The organism is Rhodopseudomonas parapalustris, from assembly GCF_053772255.1.
Map to the genome: position 1 here is coordinate 45,513 of NZ_JAMKBZ010000018.1, position 20,975 is coordinate 66,487.

Sequence of the window (20,975 nt, forward strand, 5' to 3'; positions counted from 1 at the left end):
CATGACCACCCAGCCCCTGCTCGATGTTCGAGATCTCACGGTCGAATTCGTCACCCGCCGCGGCATCGTCAAGGCGGTGCAGCATGTCGATATCAGTGTCGGCAAGGGCGAGACGCTGGCGATCGTCGGTGAGTCCGGCTCCGGCAAGTCGGTGACATCCTACGCGGTGATGCGGATCCTCGATCGTGCCGGACGGATCGCCGAAGGCTCGGTAATGTTCGGTGGCATGGATCTCAAAGCGGCCAGCGAGCACCAGATGCGCGACCTGCGCGGGCGCGAGATCTCGATGATCTTCCAGAACCCGCGCGCCGCGCTCAATCCGATCCGCAAGGTCGGCGACCAGATCGAAGACGTGCTGCGCCAGCATGTGCAGTCCACCTCGGCCGATCGCGGCGAGAAGGCGATCGCGGCGCTGGAGGCGGTGAAGATCGCGCGGCCGCGCGAGCGCTACCACGCCTATCCGTTCCAGCTCTCCGGCGGCATGTGCCAGCGCGTGGTGATCGCGCTGGCGCTCGCCTGCAATCCGCAGCTTCTGATCGCCGACGAGCCGACCACCGGACTCGACGTCACGACCCAGAAGGCGGTGATGGACCTGATCGTTGAGCTGACCAAGAGCCGCGGGCTGTCGACCATCCTGATCACCCACGACCTCGGCCTCGCCGCGGCCTATTGCGATCGCGTGGTGGTGATGGAGAAGGGCCGCGTGGTCGAAACCGCCTCCGCGGCCGACATCTTCGCCAATCCGCAGCACCCCTACACCAAGAAACTGATGCGCGCGACGCCGCGCCTCGGGGTGAGTCTGCGGGAGCTTTTGCCGGAAGGTGAGCGAAGCACCGCGACCGAACACGGCACAGCGCAAACCTCTCCCCGCGCGCGGGGAGAGGTCGGATCGCGCAGCGATCCGGGTGAGGGGGCGTCTCCACGAGTCGGAGCGCTCGGCCTCGCGGAGACGCCCCCTCACCCCACCCCTCTCCCCGCAAGCGGGGAGAGGGAGCAGGCCGCTCCCCTCCTCCTGGTCGAAAAGCTGGTGAAGGAATATCCGCGCCAGGGGGCGACTGCGACGCTGAGCCGGCTGTTCTCGCGCGGGCCGTCACCGGAGCCGGAGGTGTTTCGTGCGGTCGACGGCATCAGCTTCCAGATCGGGCACGGCGAAAGCGTTGGACTGGTCGGCGAGTCCGGTTGCGGCAAGTCGACCACGTCGATGATGCTGATGCGGCTGCTCGACCAGACCTCGGGCCGCATCGTGTTCGATGGTGAGGAGATCGGCACCATCCTGCCGCAACGCTTCGCGCGGCTGCCGCTGCGCAAGTCGATCCAGATGGTGTTTCAGGATCCGACCGACAGCCTGAACCCGCGCTTCACCGCGGCGCGCGCGATCGCCGATCCGATCCTGCAGCTCGACGAGATCAAAGGCCGGAGTGCGGTGCGCGCCCGCTGCGAGGAGCTGGCCGAGCAGGTCGGCCTGCCGCTCGATCTGCTCGACCGCTTTCCGCATCAGCTCTCCGGCGGCCAGAAGGCACGCGTCGGCATCGCCCGTGCGATCGCGCTGCGGCCCAAGCTGGTGATCCTCGACGAGCCGACCGCGGCACTCGACGTCTCGGTGCAGGCGGTGGTGCTGAACCTGCTGCAGGACCTCAAGCAATCGATGGGGATGAGCTACCTGTTCGTGTCGCACGACCTCAACGTGGTGCGGCTGCTGTGCGACCGCGTCATCGTGATGCGCGCTGGAAAGATCGTCGAGCAAGGATCCTCCGAGCAGGTGCTCGGCAGCCCGAAGCACGACTACACCCGCGAACTCCTCACCGCGATCCCGCATCCACCGTCGGCAGCGTGATGACGCGATGCACAATTCTCCATGGTCATTCCGGGGCGCTCGCGCCAGCGAGCGAACCCGGAATCTCGCTGTTATCATCTCGGGATTCCGGGTTCGCGCTGCGCGCGCCCCGGAATGACCAACCTGTTACTTGAAAGGGGCCTGCTTTGACCGACTCTCTCGACTCCTACATCGACGCCGTCGCCGCCGCGCTGGATTTGCCGATCGATCCGGCGTGGAAGCCCGCGGTGCGGGCCAATCTCGAAGTCTCGCTGAAGCTGGGGCGGCTGGTCGATGAATTTCCGCTTCCCGACGAGACCGAACCTGCGAGCGTGTTCCGTGCCTGAGATCAGTTCCGCCATGTCCACTGACTGGATGACCGCCGCCGAGACCGCCGCAGCCGTGGCGAACCGGACCACCACTGCGCTCGCCGCCACCGAGGCCGCACTTGCGCGCATCGCCAAGGCCGACGCGACGCTCAACGCGTTCACCGATGTCGTTGCCGAGCGTGCCCGCGCTCGCGCCCGCGAGATCGACGCCGCAATCGCACGCGGCGAAAGCATCGGCCCGCTCGCCGGCGTGCCGTTCGCGGTGAAGAACCTGTTCGACGTCGCCGGGCTCCCCACCCGGGCCGGCTCCAAGATCAACCGCGACCGCAGCCCGGCCGCCGACGATGCACCGCTGATCAAGCGGCTGGAAGCGGCCGGCGCCGTGCTGATCGGCGCGCTCAACATGGGCGAGTACGCCTACGACTTCACCGGCGAGAACATTCACGACGGTCCGTCGCGCAATCCGCACGATCCCACCCGGATGACCGGCGGCTCCTCGGGCGGATCGGGCGCTGCGGTCGCCGGCGGCGAGGTGCCGTTGGCGCTCGGCTCGGATACCAACGGCTCGATCCGCGTGCCCTCCTCGCTGTGCGGCATCTTCGGACTGAAGCCGACCTACGGACGGCTGCCGCGCACCGGGTCGTTCCCATTCGTGGCGAGCTTCGATCACCTTGGTCCGCTGGCGCGCAGTGCCGCCGATCTGGCGCTGGCCTACGACGCGATGCAGGGGCCGGACGATGGCGACGCCGCCTGCACCACGCGGGCTCCCGAGCCGGTCTCCGGCCTGCTCGCCCAAGGCATTGATGGACTACGGATCGCGAAGGCCGGCGGTTACTTCGAGGCCAATGTGTTTCCGGAAGCGCAGGAAGCCGTTGGCCGCGTGGTGAAGGCGCTCGGCGTCACCCGCTCGGTCGAACTGCCGGAAGCCGCCCGCGCCCGCGCCGCGGCTTACGTGATCAGCACGACCGAAGGTGCCTCGCTGCATCTCGACCGGCTGCGGCGGCAGCCGAATGACTTCGATCCCGCGGTGCGCGACCGGCTGCTGGCCGGCGCGATGGTGCCGGCGCCGCTGGTCGACCGCGCGCAGAAATTCCGGCGCTGGTATCGCGCCCGCGTGCTCGAATTGTTCGAGCAGGTCGACGTCATCATCGCCCCGGCAACGCCCTGCGTCGCCCCCAAGCTCGGGCAGGTCACCTTCACGCTCGATGGTGTCGAACTGCCGGTGCGTGCCAACGTCGGCATCCACACCCAGCCGATCTCGTTCATCGGCCTGCCGGTGGTGGCCGCCCCAATCCCGCTCGAGCCGATGCCGATCGGGGTGCAGATCATCGCCGCGCCGTGGCGCGAGGACATCGCGCTGCGCGTGGCCGCGGCGCTGGAACGCGCCGGCGTCGCCCGCGCACCGCGGCCAGAAGGTTTCTGAAGATGGATATCGATCTGCCCGAAGTCGTCGCCGAAGTCAGCGAAGCCTTCGCCCGCTACGAGGCCGCGCTTGTCGGCAACGACGTCGCCACGCTCAACGAGCTGTTCCACAACGATCCGCGGACGCTTCGCTACGGCGGCGGCGAAAATCTCTACGGCTATGATGAGATCAAGGCATTCCGCGGCGCCCGCTCGCCGACCGGACTGATGCGCACCACCGCGCGCACGATCATCACAGCTTACGGCCGCGACACCGCGGTCGCATCGACCTTGTTCTACCGCGACAACGCGCCCGGCAAGGTCGGACGCCAGATGCAGACCTGGGTGCGATTTGCCGAAGGCTGGCGCATCGTCGCGGCCCATGTCAGCATCATCGACGAGCCGCGAGCGTCGCCATGAGTGTCGACAAGGCCCTCATTCCACGCCGAGGCAAGTCATCTCCGATCCCTGCCGGAGTGATCAAGCCCGATGTGCGGCTGGCTCGGGTCGCACCGGCGCCGGTGAAGATCACCCGCGCCGAGGAGCTACGGCGCCAGCTCGCGGACGAGATCGTTCGCGGCACGCTCCGTCCCGGCGCCGCGCTCGACGAAACCGAGATCGCACAACGCTTCAAGGTGTCGCGCACGCCGGTGCGCGAAGCGCTGCGGCAGCTCGTCACCAGCGGCCTCGTCGAATCGCGACCCCACTACGGCGCAGTGGTGGCGCAGCCGTCGTTCGAACGGCTGACCGGCATGTTCGAAGCAATGTCCGAACTCGAAGCGCTGTGCGCCAGTTTCGCCGCCGAACGCATGACGCCGCTGGAGCGGAGGGCGCTGGAGACGATCCATGAGGAGCTGCGGATGCTCAGCTCGCAGGGCAATCCGGAGCGCTTCCACGACGTCAACGAACACTTCCACAACGCGATCTATGCCGGCGCGCACAACGACTACATCGCCGAGATCACGCTGGCGACACGGGTACGGGTGCAGCCGTTCCGCCGGGCCCAGTTCCGCAATCTCGGCCGGCTGGCGAAGTCGCACGCCGAGCACGACCGCGTGGTGATCGCGATTCTGCGCGGCGACCGTGATGGCGCCGCCAAGGCGATGCGCCATCACATCGATCTGGTGCGTGACGAATATGAAATCTACGCGGTGTCGGTATGAGCCAATTCGAAACCATCAGTGAAATCGTCGCCGCGCATCGCGCCGGCACCACGACGCCGGCGCAGACAATCGCGCGGTGCTACCAGCGCATCCGCGCCTATGCGGATCCGGCGCTGTTCATCACCCTGCGCGACGAGGCCGATGTGATCGCCGAAGCGGTCGCGCTGACGGCGCGCGATCCGTTGCTGCCGCTGTACGGCGTGCCGGTCGCGGTGAAGGACAATATCGATGTCGCCGGCCTGCCGACCACCGCCGCCTGCCCGGCGTTCGCTTACCAGCCAGCGCGCGACGCCGCCGCAGTCGCCAAACTGCGCGCCGCCGGCGCGATTGTGATCGGCAAGACCAATCTCGATCAATTCGCCACCGGGCTGGTCGGCGTGCGCTCGCCCTATGGCGTGCCGCGCAACGCAATGCGCAGCGATCTGGTGCCCGGCGGGTCGAGCTCCGGCTCGGCGGTCGCGGTCGGTGCCGGGCTGGTGCCGCTGTCGCTCGGCACCGATACGGCAGGCTCCGGGCGGGTGCCGGCGATGCTCAACAACATCGTCGGGCTGAAGCCGAGCCTCGGGATGATTGCGACCACGGGTGTGGTGCCGGCGTGCCGCACGCTCGACTGCGTCTCGATCTTCGCACTGACCACCGATGACGCGATCACCGCCCTGCAGGTGATGACGGGGCCGGACGCCGAAGATCCGTTCTCGCGCGAACGGCCGGTGGCGGCGATCACCGCGACGCCGGAGCGCGCGCGGCTCGGCGTGCCGCAAGAAGATCAACTGCAGTTCTTCGGCGACGACACCGCGGCGCGCAGCTACGACGAGGCGCTGCAGCGCTGGCGGCGGCTCGGCGCGGAGCTGGTCGAGATCGATGTCGAACCGCTCTACGAGACGGCGCGGCTGCTGTACGAAGGGCCGTGGGTGGCCGAACGCTACCTGACGATCCGGAAGCTGCTAGACACGCAACCGGACGCGGTGCACGCGGTGACGCGACAGATCACCCTCGCCGGCGCCAAACAGTCCGCCGCCGACACTTTCGCGGCGCTGTACCGGCTGCAGGCGCTGCGCAAGATCGCCGAGCGCAGCTTCGCCGGCATCGATGTGCTGGTGCTGCCGACCGCGCCGACCGCCTACACGGTCGAACAGGTGCAGGCCGATCCGATCACGCTGAACAGCCGGCTCGGCACCTACACCAATTTCGTCAATCTGCTCGACCTCTGCGGCCTCGCGCTGCCGGCGTCGATCCGCAGCGACGGCACTCCGTTCGGCATCACGCTGCTGGCACCCGCAGGCCGCGACGCCGTGCTCGCCAGTCTCGGGCGTGTCTTCCATGCCGATACCGGGTTGCCGATCGGAGCAAGTCGCCGGCCGCAACCGCCGCTGGCCCCGATCGCGGATGGTGCCTCTACCGACGAAATCGCCATCGCGGTGGTCGGTGCGCATCTCTCCGGCATGGCGTTGAACGGCGAGCTCACCGCGCTCGACGGCCGGCTTGCTTGCGCCACATCCACAGCGCCGGACTACAAGCTCTATGCGCTCAGCGGCACCGTGCCACCGAAGCCGGGGATGCTACGGGTCGCTCGTGGCGCGGGCGCTGCGATCGCGGTGGAGGTTTGGACGCTGTCGGCATCCGCATTCGGCCGTTTCGTCGCCGCGATCCCCCAGCCGCTGTCGATCGGCACGATCACGCTGGCAGACGGCACGAAGGTCAAGGGCTTTCTGGTCGAACCGGCCGCCCTCGAGGGCGCACGCGATATCACCCATTTCGGCGGCTGGCGCGCCTATATGGCCGGGCTCGCCAAAGCGGGTTGACCTCCTCGCAAACGAGAGGGGCAGCGCGTCGCGCTGCCCCGACGTCCAACTACGCGTGAACCGACCACTTCGCCGGATCGGGCGATTTCTGCTTGTAGATCGTGCCGGCGAAATCGACGTGAAGCTCGGTCCACGGACCGCGGCCCTGCCGCGCCAGCACCTCGAAATGCTTCGGCTTGCGCTGCGGATCGCCCTTCGCGCTCCAGCCCGCGGACTCGACCGCCGCGAGCACACGTTTCGGATCTGCCGGCACGTCGGGATGATGATGCCCCGGCGGATGGTGCGGCTTCTTGTGATGAATCAGCACGGCGTCGCGGCCTCGCGCAGCGATCCGCGTGACCTTGATCTCGGAAGGACGACGCTCGCCCTCCAGCGTCACGGCCAGTCCCGCTGCGAGCGGAAACGCCTCCGCGCCCTTCGGGCCGAGATCTGCCAGATGGGTTTCGCCTTGCGCTTCCAGCGTGAAGCGATGGGCAAAGACGTGCTGGATGACGCCCGAAAGGGCGACGTTATCGTGGTGCGGCATCATTTTCTCCGTAGAGCGCCCAACCGCGGGCGCTCGGTACAGCTAGGAGAAGCCGTGCACTGAGCAAGGCTCCGCAGCGGGAACCTTTGTCACGAACTTGCGAGCACAGGCGCGGAGCCGGCAGTGCATCGATCAGCGGAAGAACACTTCCTGATGACGCCGCTCGAGTTCGGTCGAGTAGGTTCGCAGCACATGGGCCTCGCTGACGGTGCCGATCACCTGCCTCGTCGCAGCGCTGTCGACGACCGCCAAAACGTCTGCCTCGCTGCGATCGAAGGTGGCGAGAATGTCGCGCACGGTGACGCTCGGAAGCAGGTACTGATGGCGCTGCTGCGCCAACGTCGCGAGCGTATCGTGATCGGCGTCGGTGAGGCCGTGTAGTTCCGCCGAGCTGACGATTCCGCCATAGCTGCCGTCGCCCCGTCGCAACACGATCTGTTTGACGCGGCCTGGCGGAAACAGTTTCTGCGCGGTCGAGATCGGCAGATCGTCCTGCGCCGAGGCGAAATCCGACCGCATCAGCGTCGCGGCGCTGATTTGCTTGACCCAGCCGATGTCCTGCGGGCCGCGGATCGTCTCGCCGCGCAGATGGAAGCGCCAGGTCGCGAAGCTGTAGCCGAACAATTCGCGCACGATCAGCGCGCTCGTCGAGGCCGCCACCACCGCACCGATCGTCACCCAGAAGTCCCCGGTCAGTTCGAGCGCCAGACAGATCATACTGAACGGTGCGCCGATCACTCCAGTGCCGAACGCCACCATGCCGGCGACCGCCGCTGTCCCGGGCTGCAACGCGATGTTCGGGAAATACGGCAATAGCACCGTGCTGTAGAGCTGCCCGATCAGCGCGCCGAGCATCAGTGAGGCAAAGAACAGACCGCCGCGAAAGCCGGCGCCGAGCGAAATCGCAGACGCCAGAGACTTGAGCACCAGCGTGGTCGCCAGCATCAGCCAAGTCGGGTCGCTCATCAGCAGAAGCTGCATCGCGCCGTGGCCCGAGCCGAGCACGGTCGGCGTGAGCAGCGCCAACCCGCCGAGCAGAGCCGCACCGATCACCAGCCGCAGCCCGCCGCGCAGCACGGTGATGCGCTGAAACACCCGCTCCGAGAACGCCACAGCCAGCATCACCAGGATGCTGACAAACGCACACAGCACACCAATCAGCATGGTCTGTCCGACCATCTCGACCGACGCCGGCGTCGGCACGCCGGGGATCTGCAGGAACGAGGTGTGCACGAGGTTGCGCATCACCAGCCATGACGACACCGCGCTGGCGATCACCGGCACCAGGCTGGCCGAGGTGTAGGCGCCGAGCACGACTTCGAATGCGAAGAATGCCCCCGCCAATGGCGCGGTGAAGGCGGCGCTGATCGCGCCCGCGGCACCGCAGGCGACCAGCAGCCGCATGTCGGCACGTCGGGCGGCGAGGCGCTGTCCGATCTGCGAACTGAGCGCGGCGCAGATCTGGGTGTAGCCGGCTTCCAGCCCGACCGAGCCGCCGCAACCGTTCGACAGCAAGGTCTGCAACGAGATCAGCAGGCTGCCGCGCATCGACATCCGCCCGCCGTACAGCGCATTGGCCTCGATCGCGTCGGCCAGCCGCCCCTTGAAGCGGCCGGCGTAGAACAGTCCGATGATGGTCAGGATGACGGCGCCGCCGAGCGGCACCAACAGCGTCCGCTGCCACGAGATCACGCCGTTGGCGCTGAGCCGGGTGTCGAACGGAATGTCGAACAGCACGGCGTGAGCCAATTCGCTCGCGTGCCAGATGATCGCCACCAGCAGACCGGAGAGCAGGCCGATCACCACTGCGACAAGCACCAGGCCGATTTCCCGGTTGCGGACGAAGTTACGCAGGGAGGCCGGCAGCCGCCAGGGTCCGGGCGCCGCTGAGGCAGAAGCGCTGCCGGAAACCGCCGGCGACTCGGGACCCAAAACTGCACTCATCGGGTGCCCCCGGCTGAAACGACACTCGTCATGACGCGTGGCCCATGGCTGCGGGGAATCCTGGTGAAATACGGGGCAGCGACGGCCTGTTGCGAACGTGCGCTCGGCCGACACGCGCCCGCTTCTACCGGCTGATCGGTGGGTTCGCCAGCGCAGAGCTGACAACCAGTTCCGGCGGTATCGTTGGGCTCGATTTTCGCCATTTTGGCTGTATGGTCCGAGGGTTGTCAGGGAGGAACAGGATGGCGGGCAGAACGGTGATCGGGGTGATCGGCAACGCCCATCTCGCCGAGAATCGGTATGCGGTCCAGCATGTGGGAGAGCGCAATCTTCGCGCGGTCGCCGAGGTTGCCGGGGCTCTGCCGCTGATGTTCGGCGCCTCGTCCGAATTTACCGAGATCGAAGATCTGCTCGCCGTGGTCGACGGCATTTTGCTGACCGGCGGCCGCGCCAACGTTCACCCGACGCATTTCAAGGTCGAGCCGAATCCTCGCCACGAACCCTATGATCAGCCCCGTGACGAGCTGGCGCTGGCACTGGTGCGAACCTGCGTCGAGCGCGGCATACCCCTGTTCGGGATCTGCCGCGGCTTCCAGGAGATGAACGTCGCCTATGGCGGCTCACTGCATCCGGAGATCCGTGAGCTGCCGGGGCGGATGAACCACCGCATGCCGCGGCTGGAGAATGGCGAGATCCATCCCGATCCGACGGTCGTATTCGCCGATCGCCACGACGTGCAGCTCACAGCAGGTGGCGTGTTCGCCCACCTGCTCGGCCGCGATCTGATCCGGGTGAATTCGCTCCACGGTCAGGGCATTCTCGAGCCCGGCCCGCGCATCGTGATCGAAGGCGTCGCGGAAGACGGCACTATCGAGGCGATCCGCATTGCCGATGCGCCCGGCTTCGCGCTCGGCGTGCAGTGGCACGCCGAATACGATCCGCAGGTCAATCCGATCAACCGCGCACTGTTTCTCGCTTTCGGCGAAGCCGTCGCCGCGTATCGCGACAAGCGGCAACAGCCGTTCGCCGCGCTCCGGCGGTCAGGCTAGGGCACAGCATCATTGCCCCACGCACTGCGTCCTCGTCCTGAGCCCGACTGGAAATACGGGCGATGAAATCAAGCACTTTCATTTCAACCCGTCATGCCCGCCCTTGTGCCGGGCATGACGGGTTGAAGCGAACGCAGCAAGAAAGGCGAGGATGGCCGGGACAAGCCCGGCCATGACGAAACTAATCGTCAATTGAACGACTTACAAAAGCCTTTAAATTTGCTGCCCGCATTTCCGGTCTGGCTCTAAGGAGCCGCGGCGTAGCCCGAAGGGCGCAGCGGGGGCGTCTCGAACGATGAGGCCACGGATGCCTGTGGCACATGGTTCGAGACGGCGCTTCGCGCCTCCTCACAATGAGGAGGTGCTTGTACTGGGCTCAGTAGCGGGCAGCTCTGAGTTGATCAAAACAAAGCTGCCCAGCCGAACGTCAGCCGCTTAGTTCAGCTTACCGACCCCGCCGTTTCACATCGCGCACAGCACCATTGGCGGCGCTGGTGGTCATCATCGCGTAGGCCTGCAGCGCCGCCGAGACGTTGCGCTTGCGGTCCTTCGGCGTCCAGGCGGCGTCGCCGCGCGCCTGCTCCTCCTCGCCGCGCTTGGCGAGCTCGGCCTCGGAGACGTCGAGGCTGATGGTGCGGTTCGGGATGTCGATCGAGATCCGATCGCCGTCGCGCACCAGACCGATCAGACCGCCTTCCGCCGCTTCCGGCGAAACGTGGCCGATCGACAGACCCGACGTGCCGCCGGAGAACCGGCCGTCGGTGATCAGCGCGCAGGCTTTGCCGAGGCCCTTCGATTTCAGGTAGCTGGTCGGATACAGCATCTCCTGCATACCCGGACCACCACGCGGACCTTCGTAGCGGATCACCACGACATCGCCGGCGACGATCTTGTTGGTCAGTATTGCCGACACCGCATCGTCCTGGCTCTCGAACACCTTCACCGGACCCGAGAAGGTCAGGATCGAGGCGTCGACGCCGGCAGTCTTCACGATGCAGCCTTCCTGCGCGATGTTGCCGTACAGCACGGCGAGGCCGCCATCCTTGCTGAAGGCGTGCGCGGCATCGCGGATCACGCCCTTTTCACGGTCGAGATCGAGCTCGTCGTAGCGGCGGTCCTGGCTGAACGCGGTCTGCGACGGCACGCCACCCGGCGCGGCGCGGAAGAAGGTGCGGACGCTCTCGCTGTTGCTCTGGCGGATGTCCCAGCGCGCGAGCGCTGCACCGAGCGTTTCGGAATGCACCGTGGTGCAGGAGGTATCGAGCAGGCCGGCGCGGTCGAGCTCGCCGAGGATCGCCATGATGCCGCCGGCGCGATGCACGTCCTCCATATGAACGTCGGGCACCGACGGCGCGATCTTGCTGAGGCACGGCACGCGGCGCGAGAGCCGGTCGATGTCCTTCATCGAAAAGTCGAGCTCGGCCTCGCGCGCCGCGGCGAGCAGATGCAGCACGGTGTTGGTCGAGCCGCCCATCGCGATGTCGAGCGTCATCGCGTTCTCGAACGCCTTGAAGCTGGCGATGTTGCGCGGCAGCACCGAGGCGTCGTCGCTCTCGTAATAACGCCGTGCCAGATCGACGATGGTATGGCCGGCCTCGACGAACAGCCGCTTGCGATCGGCGTGAGTGGCGAGCACCGAGCCGTTGCCCGGCAGCGCCAGGCCGAGCGCCTCGGCGAGGCAATTCATCGAATTGGCGGTGAACATGCCCGAGCACGAACCGCAGGTCGGACACGCCGAGCGCTCCATCGTCTGCACGTCTTCGTCGCTCATCGCGCTGTCGGCGGCGGCGACCATCGCGTCGATCAGATCGACCGCGTGGGTCTTGCCCTTCAGCACCACCTTGCCGGCTTCCATCGGGCCGCCGGAGACGAACACCGCCGGAATGTTGAGCCGCATCGCCGCCATCAGCATGCCGGGCGTGATCTTGTCGCAGTTGGAGATGCACACCATCGCGTCGGCGCAATGCGCATTGACCATGTATTCGACGCTGTCGGCGATCAGTTCGCGCGACGGCAGCGAATACAGCATGCCGTCGTGGCCCATCGCGATGCCGTCGTCGACCGCGATGGTGTTGAACTCCTTGGCGACGCCGCCGGCCGCTTCGATCTCGCGCGCGACGAGCTGGCCGAGGTCCTTGAGATGGACGTGGCCGGGCACGAACTGAGTGAACGAGTTGACCACCGCAATGATCGGCTTGCCGAAATCGGAATCCTTCATACCGGTCGCGCGCCACAGGCCGCGCGCGCCGGCCATGTTGCGGCCGTGGGTCGTCGTTCTCGAGCGATAAGCAGGCATTGAACTGTTCCGTGAAAATGTCCGTCGCCGGAAGGCGCGCCGGCGGCCGAAAACAGGCTTCAGTGAAAGGCGCGCCGAAGCAAAGCGACCATCGACAAGCCTTACTGCAGAACCGACGGCCTCTCAATGGCCGTAGGCGCGCAGGCGGGCGCGAGCGTGGCGCAGGACGCCGCAATCGGTAGCTCCGCCCCGGGGCGCCGTTCCGCGCACGATCAATTGAATGGCTGGCACTTCGGCTGGGACCCGGTCGCTTGCCTGAGTTGAATGTAATGTTATAACATTGCCTAATCAATCCTCGGATACCCTCAACTGAAGGCCCATCGCCATGGATCACTCCCTGCTCCCGGTCACCGTCCTGTCCGGCTTTCTCGGCGCCGGAAAGACCACTCTGCTCAACCGGATGCTCGCCAACCGCGAAGGCCGGCGGATCGCGGTGATCGTCAACGACATGAGCGAGGTGAACATCGACGCCGAGCTGGTGCGGCAGGACGGCGGGCTGACGCGCTCCGAGGAATCGCTGGTCGAGATGACCAACGGTTGCATCTGCTGCACGCTGCGCGAGGATCTGCTGGTCGAGGTCCGCAAGCTGGCCGAGAGCGGCCGGTTCGACGCGCTGGTGATCGAATCCACCGGGATCGCCGAGCCGCTGCCGGTCGCGGCCACCTTCGAATTCCGCGACGAGAACGGCGACAGCCTCTCTGACGTCGCCCGGCTCGACACCATGGTGACGGTGGTCGACACCGCCAGCCTGCTGGCGAACTACTCCAGCCAGGAATTTCTGCGCGAGCGCGGCGAAGTCGCCGGTGACGACGACGAGCGGACGCTGGTCGATCTGCTGGTCGAACAGATCGAATTCGCCGACGTGATCGTACTCAACAAGGTGTCGGCGACGTCGCCGAGCCGGCGCGAAACCGCGCGATCGATCGTAAGGGCGCTGAATTCGGATGCGAAGATCATCGAAGCCGATTTCGGCGACGTGCCGCTGTCGTCGGTGCTGCACACCGGGCTGTTCGATTTCGAACGCGCGCACCAGCATCCGCTTTGGTTCAAGGAGCTGAACGGCTTTTCCGATCATGTGCCCGAAACCGAAGAGTACGGTATCCGCTCATTCGTGTATCGCGCGCGGCGACCGTTTCATCCGCTCCGCTTCCAGTCGTTCTGCAACCGGAGCTGGCCGGGCGTCGTTCGAGCCAAGGGCTTCTTCTGGCTGGCGACGCGGCCGCAGCATGTCGGCGAGATTGCACAGGCCGGCGCGATGGTCCGCACCTCCAAGCGCGGACTGTGGTGGTCGGCGGTGCCGAAGACGCGCTGGCCCGACAACGCCGACTGGCACGAGGCGATGAAGCCGTATTTCGATCCGGTGTGGGGCGACCGCCGCCAGGAAATCGTGTTCATCGGTACCGGCGAGATGGACGAAGCCACGCTGCGCCGTCAGCTCGACCTCTGCCTCGTCGGTGAAGATGCGCAGTTCACGCCGGATGCGTGGCAGCAACTGCCCGATCCGTTCCCGAGCTGGGCCGCCGCCCAGGCCTGACGATTGCCGCCACCAACGGCGAACGACAGCAGAGCCGCGCTGACGACCGGCGGGCCTCAATTCGGAGCGAATGCCGCAGCGATCCGTTGTGGGAGGTGCGGGAACTTCAACCGCCGGTCACGCTTGGCTTGGTTCCCGAGGGCAACGGGCGATCCTCTGCTTGCGCCCTCGCCCGAACAGAGGGTCATTGATGGCGTCAGCATCAAATCACCATCCCACCTCGCAATCATCGCATCGGGCCTCCGCCGAAACACCCGCCAACCAGGCGCCGATCTCCAAGCGCGAGGCAGAGGATGTGGAATCGCGATCGAGCCCGCGAACGCCGGTGATTTACGAGATCGTGCGCCGGATCGGCGAAGACGAGATGGCTCGGCCGGTGGTATCGCTGTGGTGGTCAGGGCTCGCCGCCGGATTGTCGATCAGCTTCTCGCTGCTGGCCCAGGCGCTGCTGCAGCAGCATCTCGACCCGACCGGCTGGCGACCGCTGGTGACCAGCCTCGGCTATTCGATCGGCTTTCTGATCGTGGTGCTGGCCCGTCAGCAGCTCTTCACCGAAAACACCATCACGGTCGTGCTGCCGGTGATGGCGGACTGGTCGCGCGGCAGTCTCGGTCGCGCCGCCCGGCTGTGGGTGGTGGTGCTGGCTGCGAATTTCGCCGGGACGCTGTTCGCTTCCGCGTTCTGCAGCTTCACACCTGCTGTCTCGCCCGAATTGAAGCACGAGATGATCGAGATCAGTCGGCATGTGCTCGCATATGGCTGGTCCGCCTCCGTCGTCAAGGCGATCCCTGCCGGATTTCTGATCGCCGCGATGGTGTGGCTGCTACCGAGCGCGGAAGGCGGCCAGGTCTGGATCATCGTGGTGATGACCTGGCTGATCTCGGCCGGAGGCTTCCTGCACATCGTCGCAGGCAGTACCGAGGCCTTCATGTTGATGTGGGGCGGCTCGGCCGGCGTGCAGCAGGTGTTCGGCGGGTTCATCGCCCCGGTGCTGATCGGCAATGTGCTCGGCGGCACCGCGATGTTCGCGCTTCTGACTTACGCGCAGGTGATGAAGGAGATGGAATAGCGCGCCGGCCCGCAGTTCATCCCATCAGGTTGCGGTAGATGCCCGGCAGCGCGGCCGGCAAACGTCCGATGTGACCGACGATGGCATAGCCGGCTCGGCCGAACAGCGTCGGGAAATACGCCTGTGCATCGACATCGATGGTGACGCCGAACACCGCGATGCCGCTGCGGCGCGCTTCCTGCACAGCCCTGCGGCTGTCCTCGAGCGCGAACCGGCCTTCGTAGTGATCGACATCATTCGGCTTGCCGTCGGTCAGCACCAACAGCAGCTTCTTGCGCTGCGGCCGTTTGGCGAGTTCGGCGCTGGCATGGCGCAGCGCCGCGCCGATCCGTGTGTAGTAGCCTGGCTTCAGCGCGGCGATCCTCCGCTCAACCAGCGGCCCCATGCTCTCGCCAAAGTCCTTCACGGCCTCGACCCGCACCCAATCGCGGCGCCGCGAGGTAAAGGTCAGAATGCTGTGCTGATCGCCGCACGCTTCGATGCCGTGGGCCAGTACGGTCAGAGCTTCCTTCTCGACATCGAGTACGCGGCGGTTGTCGATCCAGGCATCGGTCGACAGCGAGACATCGACCAGCAGCGTCACCGCCAGATCGCGCGCCTGCGGCCGGGCTGCAAGGTGGAAACGGTCGAAGCCGCCGTCGCCGGCGGCGATCTCGCAACGCGAGCGCACCAGCGCGTCGAGGTCGAGATCATGGCCGTCGGCTTGCGCCCGCAGCACCTCGTGGCGCGGCCGTAACGCTTCGAACTGGCGCCGAACCCGCCGGATCAACGCCCGCGTCGCATCGCTGTATTCCCACGCCTCACCCTGCTCCGGTGCCGCCTGCGCCAGCACCCGGCAATGGTCTGCGAGGTAGGCGCCGCGCTTATAGTCCCATTCCGGATACAGTTGTCCTGCCGTGAGCCGGCTGTGTTCGATCGCCTGCGGCGGCAGATCGAGATCGAACCGGAATTTGCTGGCAGGCTTCTTGGTCGATTTGCCGATGGTTATCTCGTCGAGATCGTCGGCGGCCTTGTCGGCGTGTTCGTCATCGTCCTCATCCGTCGGCCGATCGACATTGACCATCTCGGCCATCGCCAGGATCTTCTCGAACCGATTGAGCGCCAAGGGATCACGCTGTGGACCATCGTCCGCCTTCCGCTTCGCCGCCTTGCGCCGCGGCTGCGAGCACGGCTTGGACGCCGCCTCGTCGGTCTCATCGGCGTCGCTGACCGGCACTTCGACGTCGCGCGTCCAGACTTCGCCCCACAGCGGGCACGGCAGGAATGGCTGATAGCCAGGCGGCGACCGGACCGAGATCTCGCCATCGGTCACGATCATCCGCCACAGCTCGGGGTCCGGCGCCACGTCCGCGCCGAGCAGTGCCTGGATCGCGGTTTCGAGATCGTGCTCCATCCGCGGTAGTGCGCGCCTCGGCCGCGCCGCCGCCGTCGCGGACGCAAGTTGCTGATACCAACCGCGGAGGCCGGGATAGGCCGTGAGCACCTGCTGCGTTGTCGTGTGGGCGCGGCGCAGTGCCAGCACGTCACACCGCAGCGGATCCGGTTCGCGGACGGTGCCGGAGGGAGCCACCGCAAACCACGCCGCCAGCCAGCGATACAGCGCGCGATTGAGCGCAACATCGGCGAACAGCGCGATCCGATCGGGCAGAAACAACGTGGCGTCGTCGCGCCCGGGCTGCATCAGCCGCTCCTCGCCGAGCCCGATGCGTTGCCGCCAACCGAGCCGGTGCCCCGAGGTGCGCGCGCTGCTGCCGGCAAGCTGCACCGCCGTTTCTCCTCCGAGCCCGCGATACATCACGCCGAGCACGGCGCGGCAGTCGCTCAGCGTTGCGGCGTGCTCAGGATGCTCCGGATAGCTTGCCGCGTGCCCCACCAGACGATGCCAGGCGCGGCCAACGGTCTCTTCGAGTTCGAGGAAGTCGAGCATGGCAGGCCTCTCAGCGGAGTTCGGACCATCGACTCGTCATTGCGAGGAGCGAAGCGACGAAGCAATCCATGGCCATGCAGTGAACTGGATTGCTTCGCTTCGCTCGCAATGACGGAGGAGACGCATCACCCAATCACCGCGCCGGCGACTTCGATCAGCGCGGCCTTCACATCCGCATCGTCGGTCAGCGGCTCGATCAGGCCAGCGAGCACGGCATCGCCCACCGGGAGGCCCTCGCTGATCAGGCTGGCGCAATATACCAATAGCCGGGTGGAGACGCCCTCTTCGAGATCGTGGCCCTTGAGCTTGCGCAGCCGGCCGGCGAGCGCGACCAGTGGCGCGACGCGTTCACTCGGCAGGCCGCTCTCGGCGGCCACCACGGCGATTTCCTGTTTGGGCGCCAGGAAGCCGAATTCGATGGCGGCGAAGCGCTGCCGGGTCGATGGCTTCAGCGCCTTGAGCAGACTCTGATAGCCAGGGTTGTAGGACACCACGAGCATGAAGTGCGGCGGTGCCTGCAGTTCCTCGCCGGTGCGCTCCAGCGGCAACACGCGACGATCGTCGGCCAGCGGATGCAGCACCACCGCGACGTCCTTGCGCGCCTCCACCACCTCGTCGAGATAACAGATCCCGCCCTCGCGAACCGCACGGGTCAGCGGACCATCGACCCACACCGTTTCGCCGCCCTTCAGCAGGTAGCGGCCGGTGAGATCCGCCGCGGTGAGATCGTCGTGGCACGACACGGTGAACAGCGGCAAGCCAAGTCTCGCCGCCATATGGGCGACGAAACGGGTCTTGCCGCAGCCGGTCGGCCCCTTCAGCAGCAGCGGCACCCGCCGCTTCCAGGCGTGTTCGAACAGCGCGCATTCGTTGCCGGCGGGGGTGTAGAGCGGCGGAGCGGGCAGCTTCACATCGATGGCGTGCAGAGCGGGTTTCATGGCGATCTCCGTGAATGGAAAGCGGCGGCCACGGATCACCGTGGCCGCCAGCGGCCTATTCGGCCGGTTGCAAGGCGCCGTTGAGCGCGCCCTGCTTGTCGCGTCCGACAACCAGGATCGCCCAGACGAACATCAGCGCCGAGATCAGCACGGCGACGCCGGAGCCGAGCCGCACCCAGTAGAACAATGCGATCTGATCCTGCACCTCCATGTAGCTCTGGCCGAGCACGCGCTGCAGATGCACCTGGATGACACCAGCGAAAGTCAGCGCGAAGGTCATGACGCTCATCGCCGTGCACATCAGCCAGAAGCTCGCGATCGACAGCGCCTGATTGTACGGCGCCCGGCCGCGGAGCTGCGGGATCGCGTAGGTCATCATCGCCAGGTTCAGCATCACATAGGCGCCGAAGAAGGCGAGATGGCCGTGCGCCGCGGTGACCTGGGTGCCGTGAGTGTAGTAATTCACCGAGGACAGCGTGTGCAGGAAGCCCCACACGCCGGCGCCGAAGAACGCCATCACCGAGCACCCCACCGACCACAGCAGGGCGGCGCGGTTCTCGTGCTTGCGGCCGGCCTTCCAGGTCATCTGCACGGTGAACACCACCATGGTGAAGAACGGCGCGACTTCGAGCGTCGAGAATAACGAGCCGATCCACTGCCAGTACCCCGGCGCGCCGATCCAATAATAATGGTGACCGGTGCCGAGAATGCCGGAGAACAGTGCAAGGCCGATGATGACGTAGAGCCACTTCTCCACCACCTCACGATCGATGCCGTTGAGCTTGATCATCAGAAACGCAAGCACCGACGCCATGATCAATTCCCACACGCCCTCGACCCAGAGGTGCACGACGTACCACCAGTACATTTTGTCGAGTGCCAGATTGGCCGGATTGTAGAACGCGAACAGGAAGAAGATCGCCACACCCCACAGCCCGAACAGCAGGATGTTGGTGATGGTGGTCTTGCGCCCCTTCAGCACCGTCATGGTGATGTTGAACAGGAAGATCAGGCAGACCACGACGATCCCGATCTTGATCACGAACGGCTGCTCGAGGAATTCCCGCCCTTCGTGATAGTGGAACAGATAGCCGACCACCGCGGCACCGGCGGCGCCGAAGAACAGCCAGAACTGCAGCTTCGCCAGCAGCGGGCTGAACAGCTCGTTCTCTGCCTCTTCGGGCACCAGATAATAGGCGCAGCCCATGAACCCCATCAGCAGCCAGACGATCAGCGCATTGGTGTGGATCATCCGGACGATGTTGAAGGGCAGCAGCTCGGACAGCGTGTTCGGCAACACGTAGATGGTGCCAGCGAGCACGCCGAACGACACCTGTGCCAGGAACAGCGTCAACGCGCCGTAGAAGTAAAGCAACGCGACCTTTTGGGTTTGATATTTCATCACGAGGTCTTTCTGATGCGGATGCGTGAAGGTCGGATCAGCCGGCGTCGTTCGGCGGCCAATGCTGAGTCTTGATCTTGCTGGTCCATTCCAGGAAGTCGGCCAGGTCGCTGACCTCCTGGTCGGTCAGGTGAAACTGCGGCATCTGCCGCCGGCCGGGCACGCCGGACGGCTGCGACGCCATCCAGGATTTCAGCATCTCGCGGGCCTGGGCCGGATCCTTGTCGCCGCCCCAGCGCACCCAGACATTGCTGAGTTCAGGAGCGAAATACGCCCCTTCGCCGATCAGGGTGTGGCAGTTGATGCAGGCGTTGCGTTCCCAGACGTGCTTGCCGCGGGCGACCGAGGGGGTCAGCGTCGAGGCGTCGGTCGAGCGGGTCGCGATGTAATAGTGGCTGTGGGCGGTGAGCCCGACGAAGATCGCGAAGAAGAAGGCCGAGCCGCCGAAGAACACGTTGCGCGCGGCTGACTTGGTGAGGCGTTCAGCCATCACTTGATTCCTTTTGATGTTGGTGAGGCGAAGGTGCGGCGCTGCAGCTTCATCGGTAAAACTAAGCGAGCGCGATGCGGCAACGTTGTGCTGGCACAACTTCCGAAGCGATTAGCGCAAGGCCTGAACCACCGGGGAGATCAGCGCGCCGCATGCCACCAACGCGATCCAACCGAACAGCACGGCTCGCCATGGCGCCGGCGCGCCGCGAAATCCGAAATAATCGAGCACGACCAAGCGCGCCTTCAACACAGCGACCACCATCAGCACGGCGCCTCCGGCAAAAGCCGCCGCGGCCCCGCGGCTGAGGACGACACCGAGGATCGTGAGCAGCAGCAGCGTGATCGCGCTGCGGTCCAAGCGATGGACGAGCCTGATCATCGACCTCACCGCACCAGATAGACGATTGGGAACATCACCAGCCAGACCAGATCGACCATGTGCCAGAAGCATGCGCCGCTCTCGACCGCGCGAACATCCGCACGCCAGGCGACGGCGATTAGAATCGCCACGCCGAGCGCGACGTGAAGCAGGTGAAATCCGGTGAGGAGAAAGTACAACGTGAAGAACGTGCTGCCGTCGATATCGGCGCCGCGGCCGATTTCGCCGGCGTATTCGAACAGCTTGATGGCGATGAAGGCGCCGCCGAGCGTGCAGGCGCCCAGGCACCGGCGCCAGACCGAGCGGCGGTCGCCGAGCTGCGCCGCCGCGCTGGCTCTGGCCGCGAACCAGCCGCTCGACACAAGGCAGAGCGTGTTGGCGGCCGCCAGCGCCGGATCGAGCTGCCCCTGCCCGGCGGCGAACGTCTCCGGCTGCAGCCCCCGCGCGACCTGAAAGCCGATCAGCAACGCGCCGAAGGCCGCGAGTTCGCTGAAGATCAGCACCCACATCATCAGATGGCCGGGCAGCGAGTCGAGCGCGCCCGCCTCGGGTGCTGACGTGGCATCGGCCATTTGGGACGAAGCGGGTCCGCCCGCTGCAATCGCGTCGGTCATGGCGCGACGATAGAGGCGAGCCCCGCTCGAACGTTGTGCCGCGACAAACTCGCAAGACAATTCACCGAAGCTTGCTCGCCGACAAACTGCGTTTCCCGGCTGTTGCTAAGATTTCCCGTCAGAGCATGAGGGATCCATGACCGAAGCGAAACTTGGGCTGATCGTCGTCTCGGTGATCATCATCGCCTTCGCGTTCGCGATGCGCCGGTTCGGCGCACTGCAAACCACGGGCGTGGTCGCCACCGCGATCATCACGGTGGCGATTGCCGCCAGCCTGTTCCTGACCCAATAGGCAGG

The 20,975-nt window shown here is 66.1% G+C and carries 19 protein-coding genes; 10 read left to right on the forward strand and 9 right to left on the reverse strand.

Going from position 1 to position 20,975, the window contains the following annotated elements; genetic code table 11:
• Position 1 precedes the first annotated feature (1 nt).
• From M9H71_RS16295 to atzF, 6 genes are all read left to right on the forward strand, one after another.
• Positions 2-1,834 carry a dipeptide ABC transporter ATP-binding protein gene (locus M9H71_RS16295; protein WP_455406005.1) on the forward strand — a complete coding sequence of 611 codons (1,833 nt, stop codon included), beginning with the start codon at positions 2-4 and terminating at the stop codon, positions 1,832-1,834.
• A 146-nt stretch (positions 1,835-1,980) separates the two neighbouring features.
• A complete protein-coding gene (locus M9H71_RS16300; protein WP_455406006.1) occupies positions 1,981-2,160 on the forward strand; it encodes a DUF4089 domain-containing protein in 180 nt (59 codons plus the stop codon).
• A gap of 13 nt (positions 2,161-2,173) precedes the next feature.
• Positions 2,174-3,565, forward strand: a complete 1,392-nt coding sequence (locus tag M9H71_RS16305; RefSeq protein WP_455406007.1) for an AtzE family amidohydrolase — start codon at positions 2,174-2,176, stop codon at positions 3,563-3,565.
• A gap of 2 nt (positions 3,566-3,567) precedes the next feature.
• Positions 3,568-3,963, forward strand: coding sequence for an oxalurate catabolism protein HpxZ (gene hpxZ, locus M9H71_RS16310; protein ID WP_455406008.1), 396 nt, complete (start codon positions 3,568-3,570; stop codon positions 3,961-3,963).
• Positions 3,960-4,706, forward strand: a complete 747-nt coding sequence (locus M9H71_RS16315) for a GntR family transcriptional regulator (protein ID WP_455406009.1) — start codon at positions 3,960-3,962, stop codon at positions 4,704-4,706. The genes hpxZ and M9H71_RS16315 overlap by 4 nt, the downstream gene beginning before the upstream one ends.
• Positions 4,703-6,508, forward strand: a complete 1,806-nt coding sequence (gene atzF / locus M9H71_RS16320; RefSeq protein WP_455406010.1) for an allophanate hydrolase — start codon at positions 4,703-4,705, stop codon at positions 6,506-6,508. Before M9H71_RS16315 ends, atzF begins: the two co-directional genes overlap by 4 nt.
• Positions 6,509-6,557: 49 nt before the next feature.
• On the opposite strand, the gene M9H71_RS16325 is transcribed toward atzF, so the two are convergent.
• A complete protein-coding gene (locus tag M9H71_RS16325) occupies positions 6,558-7,034 on the reverse strand; it encodes a hypothetical protein (protein ID WP_455406011.1) in 477 nt (158 codons plus the stop codon).
• A 132-nt stretch (positions 7,035-7,166) separates the two neighbouring features.
• A complete protein-coding gene (locus tag M9H71_RS16330; RefSeq protein ID WP_455406012.1) occupies positions 7,167-8,978 on the reverse strand; it encodes a chloride channel protein in 1,812 nt (603 codons plus the stop codon).
• A gap of 242 nt (positions 8,979-9,220) precedes the next feature.
• Here M9H71_RS16330 and M9H71_RS16335 point away from each other — a divergent pair, with 242 nt between their 5' ends.
• Positions 9,221-10,027, forward strand: a complete 807-nt coding sequence (locus M9H71_RS16335) for a gamma-glutamyl-gamma-aminobutyrate hydrolase family protein (RefSeq protein WP_455406013.1) — start codon at positions 9,221-9,223, stop codon at positions 10,025-10,027.
• Between the two features lie 445 nt (positions 10,028-10,472).
• Here M9H71_RS16335 and ilvD read toward each other — a convergent pair whose 3' ends face one another.
• Positions 10,473-12,323 (reverse strand): dihydroxy-acid dehydratase, encoded by a 1,851-nt coding sequence (gene ilvD / locus M9H71_RS16340; RefSeq protein ID WP_455406014.1) that lies wholly within the window; start codon positions 12,321-12,323, stop codon positions 10,473-10,475.
• 325 nt (positions 12,324-12,648) lie between these two features.
• Between ilvD and zigA the strand changes: the two genes are divergently transcribed.
• Together zigA and M9H71_RS16350 are read left to right on the forward strand one after the other, a co-directional pair.
• Complete coding sequence (zigA, locus tag M9H71_RS16345; protein WP_455406015.1) at positions 12,649-13,857, forward strand: zinc metallochaperone GTPase ZigA; 1,209 nt, start codon at positions 12,649-12,651, stop codon at positions 13,855-13,857.
• Positions 13,858-14,047: 190 nt separating this feature from the next.
• Positions 14,048-14,926 (forward strand): formate/nitrite transporter family protein, encoded by an 879-nt coding sequence (locus M9H71_RS16350; protein WP_455406016.1) that lies wholly within the window; start codon positions 14,048-14,050, stop codon positions 14,924-14,926.
• A 16-nt stretch (positions 14,927-14,942) separates the two neighbouring features.
• Here the strand turns inward: M9H71_RS16350 and M9H71_RS16355 are convergent, their stop codons facing one another.
• The 6 genes from M9H71_RS16355 to M9H71_RS16380 all read right to left on the reverse strand — a co-directional run bounded on the left by M9H71_RS16355 (position 14,943) and on the right by M9H71_RS16380 (position 20,678).
• Positions 14,943-16,853: a VWA domain-containing protein gene (locus M9H71_RS16355; RefSeq protein ID WP_455406017.1), complete on the reverse strand. Its 1,911-nt coding sequence runs from the start codon at positions 16,851-16,853 to the stop codon at positions 14,943-14,945.
• Between the two features lie 125 nt (positions 16,854-16,978).
• Positions 16,979-17,791 carry an AAA family ATPase gene (locus M9H71_RS16360; protein WP_455406018.1) on the reverse strand — a complete coding sequence of 271 codons (813 nt, stop codon included), beginning with the start codon at positions 17,789-17,791 and terminating at the stop codon, positions 16,979-16,981.
• Positions 17,792-17,846: 55 nt separating this feature from the next.
• Complete coding sequence (locus M9H71_RS16365; RefSeq protein ID WP_455406019.1) at positions 17,847-19,193, reverse strand: cbb3-type cytochrome c oxidase subunit I; 1,347 nt, start codon at positions 19,191-19,193, stop codon at positions 17,847-17,849.
• Between the two features lie 37 nt (positions 19,194-19,230).
• On the reverse strand, positions 19,231-19,683 hold the full coding sequence (locus M9H71_RS16370; RefSeq protein ID WP_455406020.1) for a c-type cytochrome: 453 nt from the start codon (positions 19,681-19,683) through the stop codon (positions 19,231-19,233).
• Positions 19,684-19,794: 111 nt separating this feature from the next.
• Positions 19,795-20,043, reverse strand: coding sequence for a cytochrome C oxidase subunit IV family protein (locus M9H71_RS16375; RefSeq protein ID WP_455406021.1), 249 nt, complete (start codon positions 20,041-20,043; stop codon positions 19,795-19,797).
• Positions 20,044-20,069: 26 nt separating this feature from the next.
• Positions 20,070-20,678, reverse strand: coding sequence for a cytochrome c oxidase subunit 3 family protein (locus M9H71_RS16380; protein WP_455406022.1), 609 nt, complete (start codon positions 20,676-20,678; stop codon positions 20,070-20,072).
• Positions 20,679-20,814: 136 nt separating this feature from the next.
• Here M9H71_RS16380 and M9H71_RS16385 point away from each other — a divergent pair, with 136 nt between their 5' ends.
• The gene (locus tag M9H71_RS16385; protein WP_012495088.1) at positions 20,815-20,970 is read left to right on the forward strand and encodes a hypothetical protein; all 156 of its coding nucleotides are present in this window, start codon (positions 20,815-20,817) and stop codon (positions 20,968-20,970) included.
• Positions 20,971-20,975: the final 5 nt, after the last annotated feature.